Source organism: Thermococcus sp. 21S7 (assembly GCF_012027615.1).
In the GTDB taxonomy this organism is placed as follows: domain Archaea; phylum Methanobacteriota_B; class Thermococci; order Thermococcales; family Thermococcaceae; genus Thermococcus.
Map to the genome: position 1 here is coordinate 287,202 of NZ_SNUT01000002.1, position 18,173 is coordinate 305,374.

Below are 18,173 nucleotides of genomic sequence, written 5' to 3' on the forward strand. Positions count from 1 at the left end.
TGTTTCCGTTTTGAGATTCGGAGGTGGAAGGATGGAAGAGCAAACCCCAGTGCTTGAGATGCGGGAGATTGTCAAGGTTTACCCAGACGGGACAAGGGCCCTCAAGGGGGTTACCCTTAAGGTCTACGAGGGCGAAATCCTCGGCCTCCTTGGTGAGAATGGTGCAGGAAAAACGACGCTGATGAAGGTTCTCTTCGGAATGCTGAAGCCAACAAAGGGCAAAATCTTTCTTCGTGGCAATGAGGTCCGCTTCAAGAGCCCCGCAGATGCCATAGCAAACGGAATCGGAATGGTCCACCAGCACTTCACGCTCGTCGAGGTCTTCAACGCCCTTGAGAACATAATCCTCGGCATGGAGGGCCATGAGCTTCTGTCCAAGATTGACGTCGAGAACGCGAGGAAAAAACTCCAGAGGCTCATGGACGAGCTGAACTTCCAGGTTCCGCTTGACGTCCCCGTGGAGAACCTGCCGGTTGGTGTGCAGCAGAGGATAGAAATCCTCAAGATGCTCTACCGCGACGTTGACATACTCATCCTTGACGAGCCCACTGCGGTTTTAACCCCAATCGAGGTCAAGGAACTCTTTGCGGTTCTCAGGAAGCTCAGGGAGCAGGGGAAGACGATAATCTTCATCAGCCACAAGCTCAACGAGGTCATGGAGCTCACCGACCGCGTCACCGTCATCAGGAAAGGTGAGGTCGTTGGAACCGTTAAGACGAGCGAGGCAACGCCCCAGCTCCTCGCGAGGATGATGGTTGGAAGGGACGTCGTTTTGAGGATTGAGAAGCCCCCGAAGGAGCCCGGCGAGGTTATCTTCCGCGTTGAGGATCTGTGGGTGAAGGGAGACAGGGGAGAGGATGCCGTCAGGGGGCTTACCTTCGAGGTTAGGGCTGGTGAGATATTTGGAATAGCCGGTGTCGAGGGCAACGGTCAGAGCGAGCTCATAGAGGCTATAACCGGCCTCAGAAAGGTCGAGAGGGGCAAAGTTTACCTTAAAGGGGCGGACATCACCGGCAAAAAACCGAGAGAACTCTACGACATGGGAATGGCACACGTCCCGGAGGATAGGACTCACATGGGCTTAATCCTTGAGATGAGCGTGATGGAGAACTCGATACTCGGAATGCACTGGCGGAAGGAGTTCTCGAAGGGTTTTCTGCTCGACTGGGACAAGGTTGAGGCGCACGCTAAGAGGCTGATTGAGGAGTTCGAGGTCAGCGCGCCTGGAACCAAGGCTCCCGTGAAGAGCCTGAGCGGTGGAAACCAGCAGAAGCTGATCGTTGCGAGGGAGGTCAGCAAGAAGCCGGAGTTCATCATAGCGGCCCAGCCGACGCGCGGTGTTGACGTTGCATCGACCGAGTACATCAGGAACTACCTCGTTAAGCTCAGGAACGAGAACAAGGCCGTTCTGCTCGTTTCTGCCGACTTGGACGAGGTTCTCCAGCTCAGTGACAGGATGGCGATAATGTACGAAGGTCAGTTCATGGGAATAGTCAAGCCCGACGAGGTTACCGAGGAGCAGATAGGACTCATGATGGGAGGTGTTAAGGGTGAACCTCAAAAATGAGCTCAGGGGTTACGTTAAACCCGTAGCGGAGAGCGTTCTTGCGATACTCATTGGGGCCTTCATCGGGGCCCTCGTCCTCTGGTTCAGCGGTTACAGCCCCGGCTCAGCCTACTACTGGCTCATCAAGGGCTCCCTCGGCTCAACCGATGGTATAGCCGAAACCCTCAGCAAATCGGCCCCGCTTATCCTAACGGCGATAACCTTCGCGATAGGCGCGAGGACGGGTCTCTTCAACATCGGTGCCGAGGGAACGGTTTACTTCGGCGCGATAGCGGCGATAATCGTCACTCAGTACCTCCAGAATCCCCTGGCGGGCATCCTCGCGGGCCTCTTCATCGGAGCCCTCTGGGCCCTTCCAGCGGCAGTCCTCAAGGTTTACAGAGGGGTGCACGAGGTCATCTCCACAATCATGTTCAACTGGATTGCCTTTTTCCTCGTCAGCTGGCTCGCGGTCAGCGTCTACTACAACCCTAAGGACCCCAACAGCACCCTGCCGATTCCGCCCGGCGCGAGGTTGCCCCTTCTCGTGAAGGGAACCAGCCTGTCCTGGGCGTTCATCATAGCCATCCTCTCGGCGGTGGTCGTTTTCGTGGTGATGTGGCACACCAAGCTCGGATACGAGCTGAGAACCAGCGGTCAGAACCCGCGGGCGGCAGAGTACGGGGGAATAAATCCCAAGCGCTCGGCCATCTGGTCCTTTGTCATCGGTGGAATGACGGCCGGTCTGGCCGGAGCGGGAATCGTCATGGGAACCCCACCGAGCTACGCCATAACCCAGGGATTGGCCAACGTCTACGGCTACGGCTTTGACGGAATAGGAGTCTCGCTCGTTGGCAGGAATCACCCGCTCGGCATAATCTTCTCGGGAATCCTCTTCGGAGCGCTGAGCGCTGGAGCAACGGCAATGCAGCAGCACGCCCACGTTCCGCTTGAGATGATTAAGGTCATCGAGGGAATAATCATCATAGCCGTCGCCGTTCCGGGACTGCTCGACCTCTTCGCCAGGCTCTTCAGGAGGGGTGAGGCATGAATGAGGCGATGGTGATCAGCCTTCTCCTCGGTTCACTCGCGGCGATGGTTCCAATAGCGCTCACGAGCATAGGTGCGGTGATAAGCGAGAGAGCCGGTGTCGTCAACATCGGCTACGAGGGAATACTGATGTTCTCGGCGTTCTTCGGGGCAATGTTCGCGGAGCTTGCCGGAAACGGCTGGGTTGGCATCCTCGGCGGAGCTTTTATAGGCCTGCTCTTCGGCGTCCTTCACGGCATCCTGACGGTGTACCTCAAGGGCGACCACGTTATTCCGGGCATAGGCCTCAACCTCCTCGGCTACGGTGCGGTGGCCTTCGGAATCAGGGCCTACTGGGGAACCGCCGGTCAGCACCAGGTTCCGAGCAACGCCCAGATTAGCCCGCTGTGGATGGACGCCTTTGGAAACTCGCTCAGTCCAATGGTGCCCATAACGATAGCCGTCGCGATAATAGCCTGGTGGGTGCTGTTCAAGACCCCCTTCGGACTGAGGATAAGGGCCGTCGGTGAGAACCCTGAGGCGGCCGATGCGCTCGGAATCAACGTCGAGCTCTACCGCTTCACGGCGGTCTTGATAGCGAGCGCCTTGGCAGGAGTCGCTGGGGCCTACCTAAGCGTCGACTGGCTCGGAACCGTTACCAAGCAGATTGCCGCCGGAAGGGGCTTCATAGCACTGGCCAACATGGTCTTCAGCGGCTGGAACCCAATAATAGCCCTGGGAGGAGCGTTTCTCTTCGGATTCTTCGACAACTTCGCCATCTACATCCAGAACAACCCCTGGCTCGCGGGAACGATACCCTGGCAGTTCATAGCGACCCTTCCGTACGTCGTGACCCTGATAGTGGTCGCGGGCATCATCGGCAAGGCAAGGCCACCGAAGTGGGACGGAAGGCCCTACAAGAGGGAGTGATTCCCTATTCTTTCTTTTTGGATTTCGCAAAAAAAGAAAGGCATCACTTCTTGAGAACGACGCCCAACGCCGTTCCCAGAACGAGTCCAACCATGAGGGAGACCGCAACGTACCGGCTCACGTCGGTCTTCGCCGCCGGCCCCTCCGCGGACGCATTCCCCCCAAGGGCCCGGATTACCGCGGCGCTGTTCTCGATGAGGATTTTGGTGTACGGCTCGTCCTTCCAGAAGACCCTTATCTCCGCGGATGGCTTTCCGCTCTTGGCGGACAGCTCCTCCGCCGCGTCCTTGAGCTGGTCGGGGCTGTCCACGGCGTAGACCACTACATCCGCCTTGGTTGCGGTGGGGACGAGATCATCCACGCCTATGGCGGGCATCTCTTCCTCCGGCTTTATCGAGGCGATTGCCTTGATTCCAAGCCATTCAATGGCGTACTGGTCGGGGGGCATCTGAATCACCGCGGTGCGGTTTTCATCAACGAGGGCGCGGTACGCCTCCATTATCGTCCTTACCCTCACCTCGAAATCCCGGTATTCCGCCCGGTACACCTCGGCGTTGACCGGGTCCGCGCCCTCAAGGGCTTTTTCGGCGGCCCGTGCGATCGCCAGCGCGTTTGTGGGGTCGAGCCAGACCCCGTGGGGGTTGTCCTTGCCGTTGTACCAGTGTTCCGGGAGGTACCTGAAGCCCTCGCGCTTGTAGTCTTCGAGAAAGAGCGTCTCGCCCGTTACCGTGCCTTCATCCTTAAGTTCGGATATTCTCTTCTCCACTGGGAGATGACCGCCGGTGGTTACTATCACGTCGGCTTTCCCCAGGAGTTCAATCTGGCTTGCCGTGAGCTGATACTCGTGTGGGTCAGCGCCCGGCGGGATTAGGTAGACGACGTCCACCGAATCGCCGAATGCATCCTGGATTATTGCCGCCAGGGGGTTTATGCTGGTCACAACTAGGGGTTTCTCACTCGCCGCGCCCACAAAAGGTGCAACCATACCCGCGATGAGCATTACGATTAACAGCAGCCTCTTCATTTTCGGTCACCCTAATTCCTCTTGACGTTAGCCTTTTAAAGCTCTCCGCAAATTTTATAACCCATTCCACTAACTACTACCTGGTGATGTTATGAAGAGCCTCCTAACGTGGGTAACAATCCTCATCCTCCTGCTCGTCCCCCTGACCATCCCCGAAACGTCGGCGGTTAAGATTGACACCAACGTGAGCGTCGAAATAAATCCCAACGCAGAGCTTCTTGGAATCGTTTACTACCTCGCCTTCGGAAAGGATCCCTTCGTCGTCGACAGGGGGAGCTATCTGACGGAGGTCGAGGACCACTTCGGAAAGTTCAGGGACTCCAAGGCCGTGCTCCTCCTGAAATCCTACATTTCCCGGGGGAGGAGCGTGCCGGAGAAGGACTACCTGTTGATGGGCATTGAGTATTATCTGCTCCTCTGTTCGGATCCGCCAGAACTGGAGCCTATGACAACCCTGGGCTATCCTTGGTTCGAGAACGAATTCCTCCCGGCGCTGAGGGAGTTCGCTAGGGAGAGCGACTTTATGGGGTTCTACGATAGCCACATGGATTACTACCGCGAGGACCTGAGAATCTATGAGAACGCCCTCAAAATGCTCCCGCCCGACGAGTTCATGGCCAGAAACGCCGGGGTTCGCAACGTCACCTATGAGTTCCTTCATCCCTACCTCGTCGCGGTTCACGGTCACAGCTTCAGCCCGGCCATCAACGGCACTGAAATCTGGGGGGCCGGTGGAATGCTACCCCTCGTCAGGAGAACTCCTCAGAGAACCCTCTGGAGCTGCAAAACCGCCAGGGACACGATGTTCGGACTTCCGCTGAACAGAGATTATCTCGTGAACGAAGGGCTTAACGAGCTCCTCTACCTGGCTTTCGTTTATCACGAGCTTGGTCACGACGTTACCGTTCCCGCCCTCAACTCTTACAGAAACCTTTCAAGCCTTCCCTACCTCACTGATGTCATAAGACGAGACATGCCCTACCTGGCCGTTTACGACATTCACTTCTGGGACGACTACGGGATGATATACGAGGGCTTTGCGGACGGCTGGGAGGATTTTGCTATGGGGCACGTTGACCCGGAGTACGCGGAGGTTGAGATGTGGATGCAGCGGGGTTGGGGAGAGTTCTGGATCGACGAGATGGTGGAACTCTACGGGAAATACGCGAATAAGTCCGTTCACTACGGCGTTGACATTCAGAGGTATATTCCCAACATGGCCAAAGAACTCAGGGAGAGAGTCCCAGAGGAGAACGCCTCGCTTCTCTATCAGCAACGCGTTCCCGTGACTCCCCTGAGGGCTTTTGATAGAGGCGCGGTTACTGGAAAAGTCGTGGTGGTTTACGGAACGCAAAATCCTGACCCCAAGGGGGCGGAATACGATAGAGAAACCGCCGAACTTATAGCGGACAACCTTAGAACCTTCTACTCTCAGTGGAACGGAAGCGTGGAGATAGTTGTTAAAGCTGATGTGAACGTGACGGAGGATGAGCTTGGAGAGAACCTTGTTCTTGTCGGAGGCCCCGCGGCGAACTCGGTTGTCGCTGAGATGCAGGAGCACTTCCCGCTGCGCTTTGTGAAGGAAGGGAACTACTGGGTGATTGAGCACAGCCCCAACTGGAGCGCTGATTCATTCATAATAACGGAGAACGAGAGCGATCCTGTGGTGAAAGGGCAGCTTAATCTGTCAGATTCCCCCACCGCGACGCTCCTGCTTGCGGTGAGGAACCCCAACAACCCCGAGAATTACATTGTCTGGATAGCCGGGGCGGACCGCTACGGCACCAGGCTCTTCAGAAACCCGACATACTACCTCTCAAGCTACGAGATATTTACAGGAAAAGGGATAGAGATGGGCTTTTATGTTTAGCCGTTGGCCTCTTCTTGAGGGGCCTTCTTCCCTTTTCCGTTCCCGTTGCTCTTGATGTGGGGCTTGCCGATGGCTATCGTGAACCCCTTGAAGCTGTCATCCTTTCTGTTGAACTCTATCGCCAGCGGGAGGCCGTTGTCCTCGTTGAAGACTATGCGCACTATCCTCGCCCGCGAGTGGTCGTTCAGGTAGTCCTCCTTCAGGTCGTCGTAGTCTTCGAGAACCCTGTCTATGCTGTCGCTGTGCATATCGTAGATTTCCCTGGCGTAAACGCTGTGGCTCTTGATCTCCTCGACCTTCTTCTCCTTATTCAAGCTATCACTTCCCGGACTTCATCATGCCCTGCGCCAGGCACCCTCCCGGAATTTAAAAACTTTCCTCCGTTCGGCCATGCGGAGGGCTTCCTCAAGCCTGCCCTTCGGCACTTCCATGCCGTGGAGCTCCTTGAACAGCTCGATGATTTCATCCGTGGTTAAAGCATCCTTCTCCTCGAAGAGGTTGCCAACGAGGTTTATCATATCCTCGACGAAGTTCCACGGGAAGACTATCCAAATCCAGTCGATTTCCTCACCGTAGTAGTCTGGCTTGAAGCGTGAGCCCTTTATGGTGAGGAGCGTCGCAACCCGTACCTCTGCCGGTTTCTGCTCCTCTACGTAGTTCTTTGCGAGCGTTAGGCTCTCGCCGGTGTCGCTGATGTCGTCCACTATGAGAACCTTCTTGCCGCCTAGGTCGTAGTTGCTGCCGTACTTGAGCTTGGCCTTTCCGTCTGGGGTTGCCGTAACGCCCCAGTGCTCGACCTTGAGGCTGACGAGGTCTTTGACCCCCAGGTAGTCGCAGTAAAGCCTTGCCGCAATCCAGCCGCCCCTCGCGAGGCCGACTATAACGTCTGGCCTCCATCCGTCCTCCAGAACCTTCCAGGCGCCTTCCTTTGCCCACCTTTCTATATCGTCCCAAGAAGCGAGATAAGCCGGAAACTTCTTCATCGCATTTCCCTTAACGGAGCAAGGGGAAGGTTATATTTAAGCGTTACGCTCTAGTATTTGACTGGAATGTGGCAAAAGAAGGTGGGAAAATCAGAGCCTGGCCCGCTTCCAAACCGTTCCCTGCGGGGTGTCCTCAAGCTGGATGCCCATCTCCCTGAGCTCGGCCCTTATCTTGTCGGCTAGGGCAAAGTTGCGCTCCTTCCTGAGCTGGGCACGGACGTCTATCAGCAGCTGGATGAGTGCCTCCTCCTCACCGGCCCTCTGTTCCCTGAAGTAGTCCTCAAAGATGCCGAAGACCTCGCTTACGATCCTGAAGAACTCCATTGCCTTGCGGAGGATGCTTTCCTTCGGCTTCTCGACCTTTGTCAGATACTTGTTGACGGCGTTGCTGGCCTCGAAGAGGGCCTTCATGGCCTCAGCCGTGTTGAAGTCGTCGTCCATCGCCTCGTAGAACTTCTCCCTCGCGTTCCTTATCGCCTCGTAGGCCTCGAACTCTTCCTGACCCCACTTGAAGGAAATCTCTGCCCTCTCCATGGCCACGCGGATGTTCTCAAGGGTGTTGTAGAGCCTCTCAAGGTTGTTCTTGGCGTGCTCCATGCCCTCCTCCGTGTAGTCGAGCGGCGAGCGGTAGTGCCTCTGGAGGACGAAGAGCCTTATGACCTCGGGGTCGTAGCGTTCGAGCATCTCCCTTATGGTCACGAAGTTGCCGAGGCTCTTGCTCATCTTCTCCCCGTTCACCATCAGGAAGCCGGTGTGGAGCCAGTAGCGAACCCACTCGTGCCCTGTGCAGGCTTCCGTCTGGGCTATCTCGTTCTCGTGGTGCGGGAAGATGAGGTCGTTGCCGCCGCCGTGGATGTCAAAGCTCTCACCGAGGTACTTGGTGCTCATCGTGGAGCACTCTATGTGCCAGCCGGGCCTTCCCTCGCCCCAGGGGCTTTCCCATTTCGGCTCTCCGGGCTTTGCCTTCTTCCAGAGGGCGAAATCCTCGGGATTTTTCTTGCCCTCGCCCGGCTCGACGCGCGCGCCCTTCACGAGGTCCTCCAGCTTTATCTTGCTCAGCTTTCCGTAGTCCTTAAATCTCCTGACCTCAAAGTAAACACCGTCGCTTCCCTCGTAGGCGTAGCCCCTCTCCTGGAGCTTCCTCACGAAGTCTATGATGTCCTCGATGTGTTCGGTAACGCGCGGATAGATGTCTGCCGGCTTGACCTTGAGAGCTTTCATGTCCTCACGGAAGTAGCGGAGGAACCTCTCGGCCAGCTCCCTCGGATCTTCGCCGGTCTCGTTGGCGCGCCGGATTATCTTGTCATCTATGTCCGTGAAGTTCATCACCAGGAGAACGGTGTAACCGCGGTGCTCCAGGTATCTCCTGATAACGTCGAAGGCTATGTATGTCCTAGCGTGACCTAGGTGAGTGTAATCGTAAACCGTCGGCCCACAGACGTACATCCTGACCTCGCCTTCCCTAAGGGGCCTGAACTCCTCCTTCTGCTTTGTCAGGGTGTTGTACACTCTTATGGCCATCTCCTCACCACCGGGGGAACTTTGCAAAGCCCTTTTATTAGGTTATCGCCTTCGCTCTGGGCAGATTTGGGCATGCTTTCGATTGTTTCGGAACCCTTTGCCGCGCCAGTACCTCGGCAAAAGCTTAAAAACCGACCCCGTCAATCGGGGTTAGAGCAGTGAAAGGAGGTTACGATGATGAAGGTTCAGAAGGGAGACGTCATAAGGCTTCACTACACCGGAAAGGTCGAGGAGACCGGTGAGATATTTGACACCACCTTTGAGGATGTCGCCAAGGCGGCCGGAATATACTCGGAGAAGGGAATCTACGGCCCGGTTCCGATAGCCGTTGGGGCGGGCCACGTTCTCGGAGGCCTCGACGAGCAGCTTGAAGGACTGGAAGTCGGTGAGAAGTACGAGATAACCGTTCCGCCCGAGAAAGGCTTCGGAAAGCGCGACCCCAAGCTCATCAAGACCTTCACCCTCGGCCAGTTCAGGAGGCAGGGCATCTACCCGTTCCCGGGGATGCCCGTTGAGATAGAGACAGAGGGCGGAAGGAAGCTCAAAGGTAAGGTCATGACCGTCAGCGGCGGCCGTGTTAGGGTTGACTTTAACCACCCCTACGCAGGCAAGCACCTCGTCTACGAGGTGGAGATAGTCGAGAAGATTGAAGACCCGATCGAGAAGGTGAAGGCCCTCATAGAGCTCCGCATGCCGCGGGTTAACACCGAAAAGGTCATCATCGAGGTCGGCGAAAAGGACGTCACCGTTGACTTTGGGGGACTCGTTAATGAGGTCGACAAGAACACCCTCGTTCTCGGCGAGATACTCCTTGAGAGCGACCTCAAGTTCATAGGCTACGAAGAGGTCAAGTTCAAACCGAGCGTTGAAGAGCTCCTCAGACCGCCGGAGGAGGTCGAAGAGGCCACCGAAACGGTGGAAGAGCAGGAGGGCGTTGAAACCCCCAAAGAGACCGCAGAAAAAGCTGAGGAGGCCAAGGAAGAAGCCGATACGGAGGAAAAGCCCGAAGAAGCCGCTGAGGAGAAGACCGAGGAGCCGAAGGAGACCGAGAAGGCTGACGAGGCAGAGAAGGAAAAGAAGCCCAAGAGAAAAACCACCAGGAAGAGCACCAAGGGCAGAAAGACCCGGAGGACTACCACCAAGAAGACCACCAGCAAGAAGAAGGTCAAGGCCGCCGAGGAAGCCGGCGAAAAGAAGGAGTGAGTTTTTAACCCCTCTTTTTGATACTTAATTTTGGTGTGGGCTATGGTGAGTGAGGAGAGGCTGAGGATACTCCTTGAGGATCTAGGTTCCAGGTTTACCCGTGAGGATATTCCTCAAATAAGGAACGCCCTTCTGGCCCTTCGGGCCGTTGCGGATATACCGGTATCCAGGATAAACCCTTCGAACGGGTATCATCCCGTAGTGGTGTTTAAGAAGCGCTTTGGGAGGATTCAAAAGGAAGTGCCTGTTTCTATCACTGAACTTAAGATACTCAACAGATACAACATGCCCGGGTGGCGGCGTGAGGTCAATTTTTGGCTTGACAACGATGTCGCAGTTATGGACACCATAAACGGCATTGAAACGCTCATGATAGGGGACCCCAGGGGACTCAACAGACTCGGGGACATTATACGGCGGCTGCTCCAATACATGAGGTTCAGGCCAAGAAAGCTCGTCCTGTTCTACAACACTATATACATGGACTTTGGGGCCAACAGGTACGTTGAACTGCTCATCAAGGGAAGCGATGTTGAGGTGAGACTTATAAACATGAAGGTTGGGGAGGCCGTTAACTACTTTGGAAAGGCAATGGAGCACATTGACTCCGCCTTTGGGAACAAAAACCTGGAATTTTACAGGCTCCTGTTCGCCTATGCCACCGAGACGAGGAGCTCATTCGACTGGTTCTTCCACAGGTACGTGTACCCGGGACTGAACCCGGAGCAGAAGGAGTTCTTTGAGGAGATGCAGGACTACCGGAACTTCCTAACCCTGCTCTACAGCCACGTCAGCCGCCTTAACAAGGACAGGATAGGCAACGAGGTTGGAATCAGGGTGATAAGAAGGGCGAATCCCAAGAGACCCCTGGAAATCGGCATTGTCTTTACGAACCGGGGTATTGAGATTCGCCGCTATGCAAACAACGTTCAGATCAGCTTCATGGTGTGAGCCCCCATGAGGCTCAGAAGAAACCCGTGGGTTCTCTACGTCGCACTGCTTCCCTTTATCCTCCTCGTCCGCTACAGCGGGGGTGGAATTTTCCGATGGGCGGGCTATAACTTTCTCTGCTACTTCGCCGTGCCCCTGCTCCTCGCGAGGTTCCTTGGTTTTAGACCTGAGGATATGGGGATGGGAATTGGAAAGAAGACGGGATACAAATGGGCCCTCATGCTCTTTCTGGCGGCCATACCGCTGAGCCTCTACGGCGTAACCGTGCCCTCGATGAAGGAGTACTACCCGATATTCGAGTACTCCGGCTGGGGCGACTTCTTCCTCAAGGAACTGGCCGTTGGGGTGATAATGTTCTCCCACGAGGCGTTCTACAGGGGAATCCTCCTCTTTCCGCTCGCCAGGAAGAACGAATGGCTAGGCATACTCGCCCAGGACATTCCCTACGCGCTCGCGCACATTGGCAAACCTGGCATAGAGGTTCCTTACTCTTTTGTGGCGGGGATAATCTTCGCCAAGCTCGACCTCAAGGGTGAGAGCTTCCTCCCCAGCTTCCTGCTCCACTGGTTCGGGTCGGTTCTCTTTGACCTGCTCTGCGTCCTCCTCTGAGCGAAAGTTCTATTTAGTAGGAGGTCGAGACACTCCTATGTTTGGCTCCGATGTATACACCGACCGCCGCTACTGGGAGATAGACCTGCTGCGCGGCGTTGGAATAACGATGATGGTGGTCTCTAACTTCATTACAGACCTTCAGCTCTTTCTAGGGTACTCCTCCCACCGGGATTTCTGGATGGTGTTTGCCATCACCACGGCCACGATATTCGTCTTCGCCTCGGGTCTCTCCATGTGGATAAGCTACTCCAGAACACTGGGGAAAAAGCCCGGCCCCCATCTGAAGTACCTCCGGCGCTTTTTCAAGCTCTTTGGCATGGGATTGCTGATTACGGCCACCACGCACTCACTGGGGATGACGGTACATTTTGGAATCCTCCATCTCCTCGCGGTCGCCACCCTCCTTGGAATGTTTTTTCACAGGTTTGGGAGCCTCAATGCACTCTGGGCCGCGTTCTTTATTCTCGGGTATCTCGTCATCAGAAACTTCCACGATGGGCCCTGGCTTCTGCCCGTGGGAATCATGCCTGAGAACTACTTCGCCCCCGATTACTTCCCGGTATTCCCCTGGTTCGGGGTCTTCCTCCTTGGAATGGCCGCCGGGAGCGTTTTCTACCCGGACGGAAGGAGAAAACAGGAGATATTCCTCCCATCGAATCCGCTGGTTCACTTCGCCGCCTTCGCAGGGAGGCACACCCTTCTGATTTACGTGATTCATCAGCCAATACTCGTGGGCCTGCTGAGGCTCATTCACGGCCCCCTCCCAGGCCTTCCGGTTTAGTTTGAAGCCTCGCCGTCCCGTAGCCGACGAAGAGCACCCTGTCAGGGTCAAGGGCCTTTAACACCTCTGGCCGGTGGGTGATTATGAGCGCTGTTATGCCTGCCTCCCTGATTATCTCGGCGACCTTCTTGGCAACGCGCATTGCGGTGAGCGTATCGAGGTGGGCCGCAAATTCATCCATTAGAAGCAGATTCGGCTTCTCAGCCAAAAGTGACGCTATCCTCGCCCTCTCCTTCTGACCCGTGCTCAGCTCACCGTACTTGGCGCGGTAAAGAACGGCATCGCTCAGGCCGGCCCTGTTGAGTATCTCCACCGCGGCATTGAGGTCGCCTATCTTCCTGTAAACGTGCTCCAAGATGGCCTCCGTGCCAAAAGTCGGCTCGAACTCGCCGGGAATCATGACGGAAACCTTGGCATTATCGGGGACCTCGATCCTGCCCTCGGTCGGCCTAAAACGCTCTTCCCACCATCCGTTGGCGGAGCCGAGAATCAGTCTCAGCAGGGTCGTCTTTCCGGAACCGCTCGCGCCTACAACTGCCACAAGCTCGCCCGGCTGGATATCAAAGCTGAGGTTTCTCAGGACGGGCCTCTGGATAACGCGGTGCCTAACCCCGAAGGCCTTCAGCAGTTCCTGAATTTCGTCCGGCAATCCCTTGATGTTAAGCTCGCTCTCGAAGACCTTGGAGACGTTCACGAAGCGTATCGAGCCGTTCAAAGGCTCAACCTTTCCGTAGCTGGGTTTCCAGAGCCTTCCGTCCTCCGGTGCGTGTGGGTCTTCTCTCAGGAACCTCTCGATGTATTCCCGGGCCTCTTCACTCAGCGGATAGAAGAGGACCGGTCTTCCGCTCGCGGTCTCCCAGAGGAACTTGAAGCCAACCTTCTCGAAGAACGGGTTGTAGCGGGCCATCTGCGCTATGGTTTCAACGACCTGCTTTCTCTTCCTCATCTCCGGAACCCTGCGCTCGGCTATCCACTCAAGGGCGGCTTTAACGCTCAGCTGGCCGAGTCCGTCGGAGCGGTAGTCGGGGTGAACGACGACGCGCGCAATCCTCGCTCCGGCGGTGTTCGTCTCGGCCAGGGCCCTCCACTTTGCCCGCTCCCAGAGGTAGGAGCGGGCTATTCTTCTCTTTCCGTACTTCCTCTTCAGCTCCTCGTAGAGTTCCTTCATTATGCGCTCCGGCCAGAAGGCTGGATGGAACCAGTTCTCCGGAAAGACCTTCTCGCGGATGTTTCTCTCAACCTCACCGTTGGGCAGTCTGCGGTGCATCAGCGGTATCGGCGGGTCAACGCGGACGTAGCTCAGAATCCTCGGCTCGTACTCCTCCCTCTCGACGAGCTCCAATATTAGAAAGCGCGACGCCGGGGTTGAGCCTTTGATTTCGAGGATGTGGCTCTCAGCGCCGCAGATTGGGCACTTCTCCTTCGTATTGGCCTCGAAGATGTGCCCGTTCTCGCAGCGCCATAAAGCCACCTTGTCCTTCTGGCTCGCGTAGTGGTACTGCTCAAGCTCCGCTATGGCTTCAAAATCGCTCTCGTACTTTGCTTCCCTCGCCCGGATTTTGTAGGCGTAGAGAAGCCCGCCGGTTAAAGGCGAGTAGCGCTTGGCCTCGACTTCATTCTCGAAGAGGGGCCACACTGGAATCCTGTCACCATCGTGAAACTTCCAGAGCTTGTATCCGTCGAAATCGAGGATCTTGCCATTTTCTTTCTCTCTCGGCTTCTGAAGGATTTCAACCTCGACTTCATCCCCGCTGAGAAACCACTGGGCAACGTTGCCCGTCATGTAGAGCGAATACTTCTCCCCATCTGTCTCGACCTCAAGAACCCCAAACCAGCGGTGCCTGAAGCGAGGGATTTCGCTACCGACAACCCTTCCCCGTATGGGCATGGAATCACCGAGGGAGTATGGGCGTTAGGTTTAATAACCATTGCTTCCAACGGCTGGTGGTATGGAAGTGAGAATCGAGGCGTTTATGGAGCTTCCATCCATTGAGGAGTGCATAAAGCGGGCCGCACTGGAGGCCATCGTGGACGAAATGGTCAGGCGCAAGGGCAGTTTCGTGAGCGAACTCTTCCACCCGGGACCATGGGAGCGGTTTAGGGAGTGCACCCGGCCAAAGGCAAGGGTTGAGCTCTCCGCAGGGGGACTTTTCATCGCGAGGGGAGACGAAGATTACCTGAACTTCGCCGAGGCCATTCTGAGTATTGGAGCCCTCATCAGAGGGGAGTCCAGAAGGGCCGCTAAGCTGGCGGAGCTGACTGGGATGCGCCTCCTAGCAGAGCCCAGAGACGGGGGGATAAGGCTATCGTTTGCCGGCTTCTACGGTGTGGTAAAGCTCTCCAAAGACAGAATAGTGTTCTCAACCGACGGCTCAACTCTGACTGTCCCCATCGGGAGTTTTCTCGAGGCTGAGGGGCACTTCTTGAATTCCCTCGCCTTCGACCTCGAAGAGCTTTTTGAGGCCTGCTCAAGGCACGGGCTTGGGAGGGCTTTCCTTGAGAACACCGGGCCCATAAGGCTCCTCCTCAAGGTGATTGGGTATGAGAACGGGCTGGGACGTTGGGGTGAGTGAAGGGTCGCTCCTTGAACGCCTCGCGGAGCTGGCCAAAACTGGAGACGTTCTTGGATACCTCGGTTTCGAGTGGGACGACTACGGGATTCTGAGCCTCTGGAAGGATGAACTCCTCGTCTTTGGCGCCGATGTATTTCTCGGAAGTGCCCTCGAGGAGCTTGCGTTGCTGAACTTTCACCTTCTCGAAGTCACGCCACCCCTTGACCTCGGCGAGCTGAGGACCGGAAAGCTGATGGACGACCCCTACCGGAGGGCCCTCGCGGGAGAAAATTTTGACGCCTTCATGGAGGAGCACGTTATCGTTAGCCTCGGCTCCTACGACCCATGGATTGACCTCCACATCGCTAAAGAGGGCGAAACTCTGAAGGTCCTCTCCCTCGAATGGTACGGGAGGAGTCAGGAGCTGTACTTTGAAGTTCCCCTCGACGAGTGGCTCGACTCGACTGTGAGACTTTTCGCGATGGTTGTCAGGGACTTCGAGAGAATGAAAGAGACTCTCCTGAGATACGGCTTTTCAGATGCTCCGCGGAGAATCGGAAAGTACCGGGCCCTGCTGCGCCTCCTGCTCGATGCCCACCCGATTGACGTTGACGCACTCCCGCCGGCCTACGCCCCCTGGGAGGTTGAAGGAGTCGCCAGAACGGCCTCGGAGCTGTTGTTCATGGGGGGCGCTGAAGGGGCAAGGTGCGTCCTCGACACGCTCAGGAACCCCAACCACTACAGGCTGACCCTGTTCAGAATTTACGGCAAGCTGGAAGTCCTTGAGGGACTCTACCGCGCCCTTGATGAGCCCTACCGCTCCGAAATGCTCGCCCACCTGAGCTACCTCTACGCCGTCGAGGGAAAGCCCGATGAGGGCCTGAAGATAGCCAGGGAAATCGGGAGCGACAGCGGCTTCCGCGCCCTTGCACTGGGTCTAATCCGGGCGGAGGATTACGAAACCGCCCTGGAAGTCGCCGGAAGAATCAAAAGCCCGTGGCTGAAAGGGGAGGTCCTCATGCGGCTCTACTCCGAGAGGCCGGAGCTCGAAGAAAGGATAAAGGAGATTGCCCCCGAGCATGCGAGGGTCTTCATCGAAGGGCGGAAGAAACGAGCGCTCTAACTCTCTCCACAACCTCTCCCGCGTCCTTCCCAAAGACCAGAACCATCGGCTCCTTGCCCCAGTCGCCGAGGTGATAAATCACGTCGGGCCTTTTTCCGGCCCTCTTTACGGCGGTCTCGATGCCCCACTCCATCGTTCCCCTCTCGGCCCTCTTCACCTCCTCCGGCTCTTCATGCCTGTCGTAGAAAGAAACCACCAGTTCGAGTTCCCGGGCGCGCTTCACGAGTTCCTCGGAATAGCGAAGGTTGAGCACCGCTCTAATCTCGGGGTAGAACTGTCTAATCTTGAGCAGTGCCCTCCTCAGGTGGTCGCTGGCGTTGAGTTCCACCGGACCGACGGGCTTTACCGTTTTTCCGTAGCGGACGATTCTGCCTTTGACTGCGAAGACCTCCCCTAAGGGCGTCACCAGTGCGAAGTTCGTCCCGACCTCGGGAACGTGGGGGTTGAGCTTTTCTCTAAACCCCATGAGTTCATCAATGGCGTTCCTGAGCTCTTCTCTGGCCCCCCAGCGGTAGGCGTCCCTCTGGAGTTCCCAGAGGGGGTTCACTGCCGTTGCCTCGGCCTTCGAGAAGGTTATGGCACCTTCGACGAAGCGCTTCGCTTTCTCAACCGCGTCGGGAAGCTCAAGGCCCTTGGCAAGGAACGTCGCCAAGGCAGAGGAGAAGACACAGCCCGTCCCGTGCGCGAAGCCTTCAACCTTCATCCCCGGAAACTCGTAGAACCTTCCCCTCCAGTAGAGGACGTCTGTAATGGTAAGGTGGCCGCCCGTAACCACGACCGCCGCAGCGCCGAGGTCTTCGGCGATTGCCTTCGCAGATTCCCTCATGTCGTTCACCGAACGGATTTCGAGGCCGCTAAGTGCTTCCGCCTCCGGAACGTTCGGGGTGACTATCGAACCCTCCACGAGGATTTTGATGGATTCGATGGAATCTATGAGTTTGGCGCCGGTGCTTGAGGACATCACGGGGTCGAAGATCCTCGTCAAGCCGTCGGTTTCTTCCCTCACGACCCTGGCGACTCCACCGCTCCCGAGCATTCCCACCTTAACGGTTCTGATTTTGAAGTGCTCCTTAACTGCCCGTATCTGGTTTCTCACGACCTCCGGCGGAATGGGGTGATAGCCCCCGACTCCCAGAGGGTTTTGATATGTGATGGCGGTGAGAATGGGGAGCGGGTGCTCGCCCAGGGCAGAGACCGTCTCAATGTCGGCCTTTAGACCCGCTCCGCCCCCGGTATCAAGGCCGGCAAGAATCAAAACGGCCATTCCATCACCTCAGCTTTTCGAGAATTTCGAAGGCCGCCTTCCTTCCGCTCAGGAACATGCCGCCGAATATCGGGCCCATCCTTGGGGCACCGGCTATTGCGTTCGCGGCCATTCCCGTGACGTAGAGGCCCGGGAAAACCTCCTTCGTGTGCTTAACAGTCAGCTCCTCGCCCTTTTCGGCCCACATCGGCCCCTCTCCGGGAACTTCAAGAAGACCGCGCTTGACGAGGTGCTGACTTATCTGCGCCCCGTGACCCGTCGAATCGATTACAAACTTCGCCTCGATGGTAAGGGGATCCACGTGGAGGCCCGTCATGAGGACCGGCGTCCAGTTGATTACAACCCCGGCAACGCGGTCGTCCTTCAGGACCAAATCCTCAACCTCGACCATGTTGAAGAACTTCACTCCGGCCTTCACAGCTTTGCTTGCTATCGTCGTTGCCGTTTCGATAGAATCGGCGACGTAGAGGCCGTTTTTAAAGGGTCTGTAGCTTATCCCGAACTCGTCAAGGATTTCTTTGGCCGCATCCTGAACGACTATCCTGTTGAAGCCCATCGCACCGCCCCAGATTCCGCCGCCGATTGAGAGCTTCTTCTCGAATATCGCAACCTTTGCCCCGTTCTTGGCGAGGTAGTAGCCGGCGACCATTCCGGAGGGGCCGGCTCCGACTATCGCCACGTCAAGGTTCAGACCCTCAAGAAGTTCGCCCATGTAGGCCTCTATTATCGCCCTGCTTATCTCCGTCTCCCTCAGCATCACAACCACCCAAAACCTTTTAAGTTG

17 protein-coding genes are annotated in these 18,173 nt (G+C 56.5%); 10 read left to right on the forward strand and 7 right to left on the reverse strand.

Annotated elements, in window-relative coordinates:
• Positions 1-31 precede the first annotated feature (31 nt).
• From E3E51_RS04875 to E3E51_RS04885, 3 genes are read left to right on the forward strand one after another with little or no spacing between them, the layout of a single operon-like run.
• A complete protein-coding gene (locus E3E51_RS04875) occupies positions 32-1,567 on the forward strand; it encodes an ABC transporter ATP-binding protein (protein WP_167911970.1) in 1,536 nt (511 codons plus the stop codon).
• Positions 1,551-2,597: an ABC transporter permease gene (locus tag E3E51_RS04880; protein ID WP_167911971.1), complete on the forward strand. Its 1,047-nt coding sequence runs from the start codon at positions 1,551-1,553 to the stop codon at positions 2,595-2,597. The genes E3E51_RS04875 and E3E51_RS04880 overlap by 17 nt, the downstream gene beginning before the upstream one ends.
• Positions 2,594-3,505: an ABC transporter permease gene (locus E3E51_RS04885; protein ID WP_167911972.1), complete on the forward strand. Its 912-nt coding sequence runs from the start codon at positions 2,594-2,596 to the stop codon at positions 3,503-3,505. Before E3E51_RS04880 ends, E3E51_RS04885 begins: the two co-directional genes overlap by 4 nt.
• Before the next feature lie 43 nt (positions 3,506-3,548).
• Here the strand turns inward: E3E51_RS04885 and E3E51_RS04890 are convergent, their stop codons facing one another.
• Positions 3,549-4,529 carry a zinc ABC transporter substrate-binding protein gene (locus E3E51_RS04890; protein ID WP_167911973.1) on the reverse strand — a complete coding sequence of 327 codons (981 nt, stop codon included), beginning with the start codon at positions 4,527-4,529 and terminating at the stop codon, positions 3,549-3,551.
• A gap of 91 nt (positions 4,530-4,620) precedes the next feature.
• Between E3E51_RS04890 and E3E51_RS04895 the strand changes: the two genes are divergently transcribed.
• Positions 4,621-6,399, forward strand: coding sequence for a DUF4932 domain-containing protein (locus E3E51_RS04895; RefSeq protein ID WP_167911974.1), 1,779 nt, complete (start codon positions 4,621-4,623; stop codon positions 6,397-6,399).
• On the opposite strand, the gene E3E51_RS04900 is transcribed toward E3E51_RS04895, so the two are convergent.
• From E3E51_RS04900 to cysS, 3 genes are all read right to left on the reverse strand, one after another.
• On the reverse strand, positions 6,396-6,713 hold the full coding sequence (locus E3E51_RS04900) for a hypothetical protein (RefSeq protein WP_167911975.1): 318 nt from the start codon (positions 6,711-6,713) through the stop codon (positions 6,396-6,398). The genes E3E51_RS04895 and E3E51_RS04900 overlap by 4 nt on opposite strands.
• A gap of 21 nt (positions 6,714-6,734) precedes the next feature.
• Positions 6,735-7,382, reverse strand: a complete 648-nt coding sequence (locus tag E3E51_RS04905; protein ID WP_167911976.1) for a phosphoribosyltransferase — start codon at positions 7,380-7,382, stop codon at positions 6,735-6,737.
• 90 nt (positions 7,383-7,472) lie between these two features.
• Positions 7,473-8,903 carry a cysteine--tRNA ligase gene (cysS, locus tag E3E51_RS04910; protein WP_167911977.1) on the reverse strand — a complete coding sequence of 477 codons (1,431 nt, stop codon included), beginning with the start codon at positions 8,901-8,903 and terminating at the stop codon, positions 7,473-7,475.
• Positions 8,904-9,077: 174 nt separating this feature from the next.
• Here cysS and E3E51_RS04915 point away from each other — a divergent pair, with 174 nt between their 5' ends.
• The 4 genes from E3E51_RS04915 to E3E51_RS04930 are packed head-to-tail and all read left to right on the forward strand — an operon-like array spanning position 9,078 to position 12,450.
• Positions 9,078-10,106, forward strand: coding sequence for a peptidylprolyl isomerase (locus E3E51_RS04915; RefSeq protein ID WP_167911978.1), 1,029 nt, complete (start codon positions 9,078-9,080; stop codon positions 10,104-10,106).
• 42 nt (positions 10,107-10,148) lie between these two features.
• Positions 10,149-11,057: a hypothetical protein gene (locus E3E51_RS04920; RefSeq protein WP_167912157.1), complete on the forward strand. Its 909-nt coding sequence runs from the start codon at positions 10,149-10,151 to the stop codon at positions 11,055-11,057.
• A gap of 6 nt (positions 11,058-11,063) precedes the next feature.
• Positions 11,064-11,666: a CPBP family archaeomyxosortase MrtA gene (gene mrtA / locus E3E51_RS04925; protein WP_167911979.1), complete on the forward strand. Its 603-nt coding sequence runs from the start codon at positions 11,064-11,066 to the stop codon at positions 11,664-11,666.
• 37 nt (positions 11,667-11,703) lie between these two features.
• Positions 11,704-12,450 carry a heparan-alpha-glucosaminide N-acetyltransferase gene (locus E3E51_RS04930; RefSeq protein ID WP_167911980.1) on the forward strand — a complete coding sequence of 249 codons (747 nt, stop codon included), beginning with the start codon at positions 11,704-11,706 and terminating at the stop codon, positions 12,448-12,450.
• Here the strand turns inward: E3E51_RS04930 and E3E51_RS04935 are convergent.
• Positions 12,416-14,338 carry a GNAT family N-acetyltransferase gene (locus tag E3E51_RS04935; protein WP_167911981.1) on the reverse strand — a complete coding sequence of 641 codons (1,923 nt, stop codon included), beginning with the start codon at positions 14,336-14,338 and terminating at the stop codon, positions 12,416-12,418. The two genes, E3E51_RS04930 and E3E51_RS04935, sit on opposite strands and share 35 nt — an antisense overlap.
• Before the next feature lie 61 nt (positions 14,339-14,399).
• On the opposite strand from E3E51_RS04935, the gene E3E51_RS04940 reads away from it, so the two are divergent.
• The gene (locus E3E51_RS04940) at positions 14,400-15,023 is read left to right on the forward strand and encodes a hypothetical protein (protein ID WP_167911982.1); all 624 of its coding nucleotides are present in this window, start codon (positions 14,400-14,402) and stop codon (positions 15,021-15,023) included.
• Positions 14,992-16,125, forward strand: a complete 1,134-nt coding sequence (locus E3E51_RS04945; protein ID WP_167911983.1) for a hypothetical protein — start codon at positions 14,992-14,994, stop codon at positions 16,123-16,125. The genes E3E51_RS04940 and E3E51_RS04945 overlap by 32 nt, the downstream gene beginning before the upstream one ends.
• Here E3E51_RS04945 and thiD read toward each other — a convergent pair.
• Positions 16,094-17,389, reverse strand: a complete 1,296-nt coding sequence (gene thiD / locus E3E51_RS04950; protein WP_167911984.1) for a bifunctional hydroxymethylpyrimidine kinase/phosphomethylpyrimidine kinase — start codon at positions 17,387-17,389, stop codon at positions 16,094-16,096. The genes E3E51_RS04945 and thiD overlap by 32 nt on opposite strands.
• Before the next feature lie 4 nt (positions 17,390-17,393).
• The gene (locus tag E3E51_RS04955) at positions 17,394-18,146 is read right to left on the reverse strand and encodes a sulfide-dependent adenosine diphosphate thiazole synthase (protein WP_167911985.1); all 753 of its coding nucleotides are present in this window, start codon (positions 18,144-18,146) and stop codon (positions 17,394-17,396) included.
• Positions 18,147-18,173 lie beyond the last annotated feature (27 nt).

Coding starts and splice junctions, on each gene's coding strand:
- E3E51_RS04875 (WP_167911970.1), top strand. CDS start 32: ATGGAAGAGCAAACCCCAGTGCTTGAGATGCGGGAGATTGTCAAGGTT.
- E3E51_RS04885 (WP_167911972.1), top strand. CDS start 2,594: ATGAATGAGGCGATGGTGATCAGCCTTCTCCTCGGTTCACTCGCGGCG.
- E3E51_RS04890 (WP_167911973.1), bottom strand. CDS start 4,529: ATGAAGAGGCTGCTGTTAATCGTAATGCTCATCGCGGGTATGGTTGCA.
- E3E51_RS04895 (WP_167911974.1), top strand. CDS start 4,621: ATGAAGAGCCTCCTAACGTGGGTAACAATCCTCATCCTCCTGCTCGTC.
- E3E51_RS04905 (WP_167911976.1), bottom strand. CDS start 7,382: ATGAAGAAGTTTCCGGCTTATCTCGCTTCTTGGGACGATATAGAAAGG.
- cysS (WP_167911977.1), bottom strand. CDS start 8,903: ATGGCCATAAGAGTGTACAACACCCTGACAAAGCAGAAGGAGGAGTTC.
- E3E51_RS04915 (WP_167911978.1), top strand. CDS start 9,078: ATGATGAAGGTTCAGAAGGGAGACGTCATAAGGCTTCACTACACCGGA.
- E3E51_RS04920 (WP_167912157.1), top strand. CDS start 10,149: ATGGTGAGTGAGGAGAGGCTGAGGATACTCCTTGAGGATCTAGGTTCC.
- mrtA (WP_167911979.1), top strand. CDS start 11,064: ATGAGGCTCAGAAGAAACCCGTGGGTTCTCTACGTCGCACTGCTTCCC.
- E3E51_RS04930 (WP_167911980.1), top strand. CDS start 11,704: ATGTTTGGCTCCGATGTATACACCGACCGCCGCTACTGGGAGATAGAC.
- E3E51_RS04935 (WP_167911981.1), bottom strand. CDS start 14,338: ATGCCCATACGGGGAAGGGTTGTCGGTAGCGAAATCCCTCGCTTCAGG.
- E3E51_RS04940 (WP_167911982.1), top strand. CDS start 14,400: ATGGAAGTGAGAATCGAGGCGTTTATGGAGCTTCCATCCATTGAGGAG.
- E3E51_RS04945 (WP_167911983.1), top strand. CDS start 14,992: ATGAGAACGGGCTGGGACGTTGGGGTGAGTGAAGGGTCGCTCCTTGAA.
- thiD (WP_167911984.1), bottom strand. CDS start 17,389: ATGGCCGTTTTGATTCTTGCCGGCCTTGATACCGGGGGCGGAGCGGGT.
- E3E51_RS04955 (WP_167911985.1), bottom strand. CDS start 18,146: ATGCTGAGGGAGACGGAGATAAGCAGGGCGATAATAGAGGCCTACATG.